Source organism: Pandoraea sp. B-6, assembly GCF_000282835.1.
GTDB lineage: Bacteria > Pseudomonadota > Gammaproteobacteria > Burkholderiales > Burkholderiaceae > Pandoraea > Pandoraea cepalis.
Window position 1 is genome coordinate 63,266 of sequence record NZ_KB290502.1, and the last position, 6,066, is coordinate 69,331.

General features: G+C 63.4%; 6 protein-coding genes. 2 read left to right on the forward strand and 4 right to left on the reverse strand.

Translation table 11 applies throughout. The features are described from left to right. Positions 1–83: 83 nt before the first annotated feature. Together A985_RS0106580 and A985_RS0106585 are read right to left on the reverse strand one after the other, a co-directional pair. Entirely contained in the window at positions 84–1,136 is a 1,053-nt protein-coding gene (locus tag A985_RS0106580; protein WP_017232606.1) for an amidohydrolase family protein, read from the reverse strand. Next, on the reverse strand, positions 1,129–1,557 hold the full coding sequence (locus A985_RS0106585) for a heme-binding protein (RefSeq protein ID WP_017232607.1): 429 nt from the start codon (positions 1,555–1,557) through the stop codon (positions 1,129–1,131). Before A985_RS0106585 ends, A985_RS0106580 begins: the two co-directional genes overlap by 8 nt. 215 nt (positions 1,558–1,772) lie before the next feature. Here A985_RS0106585 and A985_RS0106590 point away from each other — a divergent pair, with 215 nt between their 5' ends. After that, positions 1,773–2,495, forward strand: coding sequence for a GntR family transcriptional regulator (locus A985_RS0106590; RefSeq protein ID WP_039829971.1), 723 nt, complete (start codon positions 1,773–1,775; stop codon positions 2,493–2,495). 305 nt (positions 2,496–2,800) lie between these two features. Further along, the gene (locus tag A985_RS0106595; RefSeq protein WP_017232609.1) at positions 2,801–3,889 is read left to right on the forward strand and encodes a porin; all 1,089 of its coding nucleotides are present in this window, start codon (positions 2,801–2,803) and stop codon (positions 3,887–3,889) included. A gap of 108 nt (positions 3,890–3,997) precedes the next feature. Here A985_RS0106595 and A985_RS0106600 read toward each other — a convergent pair whose 3' ends face one another. Together A985_RS0106600 and A985_RS29010 are read right to left on the reverse strand one after the other, a co-directional pair. Beyond that, positions 3,998–5,353, reverse strand: coding sequence for a 2-hydroxycarboxylate transporter family protein (locus A985_RS0106600; protein WP_017232610.1), 1,356 nt, complete (start codon positions 5,351–5,353; stop codon positions 3,998–4,000). Positions 5,354–5,384: 31 nt separating this feature from the next. Beyond that, the coding region (locus A985_RS29010) for a TIGR00366 family protein (protein WP_232424543.1) at positions 5,385–6,066 on the reverse strand (682 nt) is incomplete at its 5' end.

Here is a 6,066-nt window from a genome sequence, read left to right on the forward strand (position 1 = left end):
GGTCTCGGTATAGAAGGTTTCCGCGAGCGCGAGATCCGGCACGCCGATGGCAATGCCGCGCAGTGCGCTGACGAGGGACGACGTCATGAGTGACTCCTTGCAGACATGCCGAGAAAGCGTTCGGCATTGAGATGAATCAGGGATTCGCGCAGCGTCGCATCGGCGAACGCGCGCTCGATGCTGGCGACCGGCGTGGTCTCTCGAAACGCGAACGGATAGTCGGTGCCGAGCATCAGTTGTGTGTGGCCGAAGGTCCTGACCAGGTGCGCGAGTGTGTCGTCGTCGAACACCAGGGCGTCGTAGTACAGGCGTCGCGCTTGGGCGCTCGGCGATTCGAGTAGCGTGTCGTCGAGCGGCTTGAACACCTTGTGCGCGCGTTCGAGTCGGGGCAACAGCGACGCAAGCGTGCCGCCGCCGTGACTGAACGCGATGCGCAGCGTCGGGCGACGCACGATCAGATTTGTCGTGAGTACCGACGCGGCGGCCAAGCCAACGTCGGTGGGGTAGCCGAGGGCTTGCAACAGAGGCTTCGGCCCGACCAGTCGCGCCTCGCCGGCCGGGCGCAGTGCATGCACGAAGATCGCCGCGCCGAGCGCTTCGGCCGCTTCGAAAAAGGGATCGAAGCATGCTGCGCCGATCGGCACACCGTTGATATTGCTGCCGAGTTCCACGCCCGCGAAGGCGCCCGAGGCCATCATTCGGGTCAGTTCGGCAATGGCGAGATCCATGTCCTGCAACGGCACCGCCCCGAGACCGACGAAGCGCGTCGGCGCGGACGCGACCATCTTGGCGATCTCGTCGTTGACGTAGCGATTCAGATGCGCGGCCTCCTGCGCCGGCAGCCAGTAGCCGAGCAACTCTGGCATGGGCGAGAGCGCTTGCACGCCGACCCGCTGCTCGGTCATGTCGTCGAGCCGCTTGCCGGCATCCCAGCAGCGGTCCGAGACCGTGCGATAGAGACCGCCGTCGATCATCACGTGCCGATGGCACTCGTGCGCCGGCGCCATCGACGGCCAGCCGGCCGGCGTGACGCCCAGCGACTTCGGAAACTCGGCGGGAATCACATGGCAGTGCACGTCGATACCGGGCAGCGCAGCACAGCCGCAACCGTGGCCGTGTACGACAGGCTCACTCATGACGCAGCCCCGCGGCCATCACGCCGGCGATGCAGATCGCTTCGTCCTCGTCGCCTGTGCCGCCCGATGCACCCACGGCGCCGATGACGCGGCCGTCGGCATCGCGAATCGGAACGGCGCCGGTCTGGGGAATGAACTTGCCGCCGTGCGTAACCGCGAGTGCATTGAAGAAGGCGGGATTGTCCTTGGCACGGGCGAGCAGCGCGCGGCTGCTGGCGCCCATGCTCACACAGGCCCACGCCTTGCCGGTTGCGATGTCCACTCGCGACATCGACGCGCCGTCTTCGCGCTGCACGGCCTTGATGTGGCCAGCATCGTCGAGCACGACGACCGCCATCGCCTTGTACTGATGTTGGTGGCTCGCAGCGAGTGCCGCCGCGATGATTTCGTTGGCCTGCGCCAACGTCAGGGGGGATGCCATACGACTGATCTCCGAACGCGTCCAGGCGTTGCGATCTCGATCAAGCGATCGCACCGGACCTTTGTTGCGAGCAATTATATATACAAAAACACTGATTTGTTATTTTCGTACACAAATAATCGTAAACACCTAGGTTCCCGACGTTGGCATTGGACTGACCCGTTTCAGATATACTTGCACGTAACTTCCCGCTCCCATCTGATCGAGGTAACGTTTTGTCCCGTATATCCGCGCTGTCCTCTGCCAGCCAGACCGCTAGCCAGGCCGGGTCGAACGTCACGCTGGCGACCAATCTGTACGACCGGATGCGGGCCGATCTTCTGGCCGGCAAGCTCGAGCCGGGTCGCAAATTGCAGATCGAATTCCTCTGCGATCAATACCAGGCGGGCCAGACGCCGGTGCGCGAAGCGCTCAACCGGTTGACCTCCGATGGCCTGGTGGAGCGGCGGGATCAGCGGGGATTTGCCGTCACCGGCATCAGCGCCGCCGACCTTCGCGAGATCACCAGGACGCGCGTCTGGCTCGAAGAAGTCGCCCTGCGCGAGGCGTTTGCGGCCGACCAGCCGGAGTGGGAAGAGGCGCTGGTGCTGGCTTACCACCGCCTCTCCAAGGTGCCGCGCTCGCTCAGCGAAACTCAATACCTCGAAAATCCCGAGTGGGAGCGGCTGCATCGGGCGTTCCATCGCACACTCATCAGCGGCTGCCAGTCACGCTGGCTGCTCAACTTCTGCGAGCAACTCTCGGATCAGTTGTACCGCTATCGCCAGTTGTCGGTGAAGCGTATCTACCCGAACCGCCACGAGCGCGAAGAGCACAAAGCGATGCTCGACGCCGTCATCGAGCGCGATGCGCCGCGTGCGATCCAACTCATGCGCAAGCACTACGAAACCACGGCCGACATCATCCTCGCCGACGCCAATCTCTTCCCGGTGGAATAAGCCGTCTCGTTCGGCCGGCCCGATCGCTTGGGCTGGCAACGCTGCCCCCTCTCTTCCCTCGCCTTCACGTTCCGCTGCGCTGGTGCCTGCCGCGCCTGCGCAGGCGTGGGGGTATTGCGCTGCGTCTCCCTCTCATCTCGACCTGTCGTCGTGCTATGTGTTGCAGACACACATCACGAAGTCTCCCGGTTTACCCGAGTTTCGACATTAAAATTTGATTTGCTTAAAAATATATACAAAAATTGCCATCAGCCATTTTTGTGCAAATGAATGGTCTATGACGACAGAGGAATGGAGACATGGCAATGATTCGACGTTTTGGCGCCGCTGCGGCGCTTTCGCTGTGCGCGAGCGTGGGCGCGCATGCGCAATCCGTGACGCTGTACGGCATCATCGACACGGGCGTGCAATATGCGCACACAGGCGGCACCAGCGTGTCGCGGGTGGAATCGAGTTCGGTGGCGCCGTCGCGATGGGGGATGATTGGCACCGAAGACCTGGGGGGCGGCCTGGCTGCGGTGTTCAAGCTTGAAGACGGATTCAACGTGAACAACGGCACGATTGCCGGCAATGGTGCGCTGTTCAATCGCGAGGCGTGGGTCGGATTGCGCAGTAATCAGTGGGGGCAGGTGCAGGTCGGCAACAACTACACGCCGCTGTTCACGACCTATGTGACGTATTCGCAGGGCGACCTCAACACACTCGGCTGGGGCAATGCGACGAACAACTTCGTCTTCGTGCCGGTGGCCCGCACCGCCAATTCGATTCGCTACGTGTCACCGGCCTTCGCGGGCCTGACCGTACGCGCGTTGTATGCGCGCGGCGCCAATGGCGCGACGGGACAGCCGCGTACGCTGGGCGATACGGCGTCGGTGGGATTCAACTTCAAGGCGGGGCAATTCTCGGCCGATGCGGATTACCTGCAGCAGCGCTTCAGCACGACGTCGGCTGTCACCACGGCGTCGCCGACGGGTACCGGACGCTACTACCTGTTTGGCGCGTCGTACGACTTCGGCTTCGTCAAGCCGGCGTTCCTGTATCAGATCCACCGCAACACCGATAGCGTAACGACGGCGAGCAACGCGACCTACGCGAACCCGGACAACGACTTCTATGAAGTCAATGCGCTGGTGCCGAACCTGGCGAGAGGCACGCTGTTGCTGAGCTTCGGTCAATACCGCCTGCGCGGCAATTCGTCGGGCAATGCGCTGTCGTATGGCGTGCGGTACGACTACTTCCTCTCGAAGCGCACCGGGTTGTACGCGGGGGCCAGCTACGTAAAGAACAACGCCAACGCGGCCTTCACGATCAGCAATGCGGGCGGCGCCGGCATTCCCGTGACCGCCGGCAACAATATCGTGAGCTTCATCGCCGGTATCGTGCATCGCTTCTGATGCCCGCAACGACGTGACACGGGATCTGACGCGGTATCCGAAGAGGCTCGGTACCGCGTCAGGTTCGCTTGAGACGTCACGCGACATGTGTCAACGGCGCCGCCGCAATCAGTGGAATTGCGCCAACGCCGCCAGACCGACGATGACCGTGACAGCGCCCCCGATGCGCGTGGCGATTTGCGCGAACGGCATCAGCGACATCCGGTCGGCTGCGGTCAGGATCGCGACGTCGCCCGTGCCGCCCAGGCCGCTGTGCGTCGCGTTCACGATGGCCGCTTCGATCGGGTACATACCGACCAGGCGGCCGACAAAGAAGCCGGTCACGGTCAGCGTCAACACTGTCGCGACGGCCGTCACGATATTGATCCAGTGGAAGGCGCCGACGATCTCGCCCCACGGCGTCATCGCCACGCTGATCGCGAACATCAGCGGATAGGTCACCGCCGTCGAGAAGAAACGGTACATGAACCTCGCGCCACCGTTGACCTGCGGCGAGACAATCTGGAACAACTGCGCGGCGATCACCAGCACCAACATGATCACGGGTGCGGGCCAGCCGAACAGCTTATTTGTCAGCACACCGACCAGATACAGCGCAATCGCGGTGCCGCCGGCAGCCGCCACCGAACTGACGTCGACGTCAGGCTTGGTCGACGCCCGCAACGGCGGTTGCGCTTCACCGACGAGATCCTCATTACCCACCGTCAGCCGGCCGTTACCGGTCCAGGCCGGCCTGCGGCTGCCTAGATAGCTCAGGAACCCCGCCGAGCAGATCGCGACAATATTGCCGAGCATCACGGCCGAGAGCAATTGCGCGAAGATCGGCCCTTGCTCGACGCCGAGAATCTGCGCATACCCGGCCGACAACGGCAGCGCGCCTTCGCCGACGCCGCCTGCCATGATTGGCATCACGATGAAGAATAGCGCCTGACGCGCCGGCAAGCCCAACGCCGTGCCGACCGCAACGCCCACCACGCCGGCGGCGATCGAGCCGATGGCCACCGGGATGAAGATGCGTACGAAGCCCTTGATAAGCGCCTGACGATCCATCGACAGCACGCTGCCGACGATGATCGCCGCGATGAAGAGATACAGGAAGTTCGATTGCTTGGTGAACAGCTTGACGGCCGACGTCACCGGTGTTGGCATCCACCCGTAGAACACCAGCATCGACGGCACGAAGGCCGCGAAGATCGAGGTGCCGCCGATATGCTTGGCGAACGGAATCCGCTTGGCCAGTTCAGCGCACGTATAACCGCCGACGGCGACCAACGCGATGCCCGTGGGCAGATCGGCCGCCAGCTTTCCGGCGTGCGCCATCGCCGCGAGTACCGCGACCAGCACGATATAGACCGGCAACGGCAGCGCGCCGATGGACGTGTCGAAGACGGCCCACCAGCGCTGCTTGAGCGATTTGGGCTGTGCTGCACTCGCCTGGCCTTGACCCGCTGCGGTGGTTTCCATGGGGGAGTCTCCGTTCATATTGTTATGTGGTTTACACCAGGAACAGCATGGCGGCGCCGTAAATCACGAGGCCGACGAGGAAGGTCACGACCGTAAATCCGAGCACGCGTTGCACGCCGATGCCGGCCATCGCCACGACAGGGGCGGCCCAGAACGGTTGCATCATGTTGGAGACCTGCTCGCCCATCGCGACCGCCATGGTCGTGGCCGGCACCGAGGCATGCAGCGCCACGGCGGCCGGCACCACGAACGGGCCTTGCACGGCCCAGTGACCGCCCCCGCTCGGGATGAAGAACGTCACGATCAACGAGCAGATGTAGCTCCAGAACGGCAGCGTGTGCGCGTTCGAGATCGCGATGAAGAAATGCGAGATCACATCCGGCAGGCCGGTCGCGTCCATCATGCCCATGATGCCGCCGTACAGCGGATACTGCAGCATCATCGAGCCGGTCTGCTTGGCGGCGTTCTTGACCGCGTCGGCGTAGGCCAGCGGGTAGCCGTGCAGCACGATGCCGGCGATGAACATCACGAAGATCACCGCATTGACGCCCGAGAATGCCACGTGTTCATAGCGCGTGTAGACGAGCAGCGCCACGCCGAGCACGCCGATGAAGGCGCTGCCGATCCACGAGTGTTCGAGCCACTTGGCGAAGCTCAACGGGCCTTGCGGCTTCTGGCGCACGGGCGGGTCCGGATGCAGCGTCGTGTCGAGC

Coding starts and splice junctions, on each gene's coding strand:
- A985_RS0106580 (WP_017232606.1), bottom strand. CDS start 1,136: ATGAGTGAGCCTGTCGTACACGGCCACGGTTGCGGCTGTGCTGCGCTG.
- A985_RS0106585 (WP_017232607.1), bottom strand. CDS start 1,557: ATGGCATCCCCCCTGACGTTGGCGCAGGCCAACGAAATCATCGCGGCG.
- A985_RS0106595 (WP_017232609.1), top strand. CDS start 2,801: ATGATTCGACGTTTTGGCGCCGCTGCGGCGCTTTCGCTGTGCGCGAGC.
- A985_RS0106600 (WP_017232610.1), bottom strand. CDS start 5,353: ATGGAAACCACCGCAGCGGGTCAAGGCCAGGCGAGTGCAGCACAGCCC.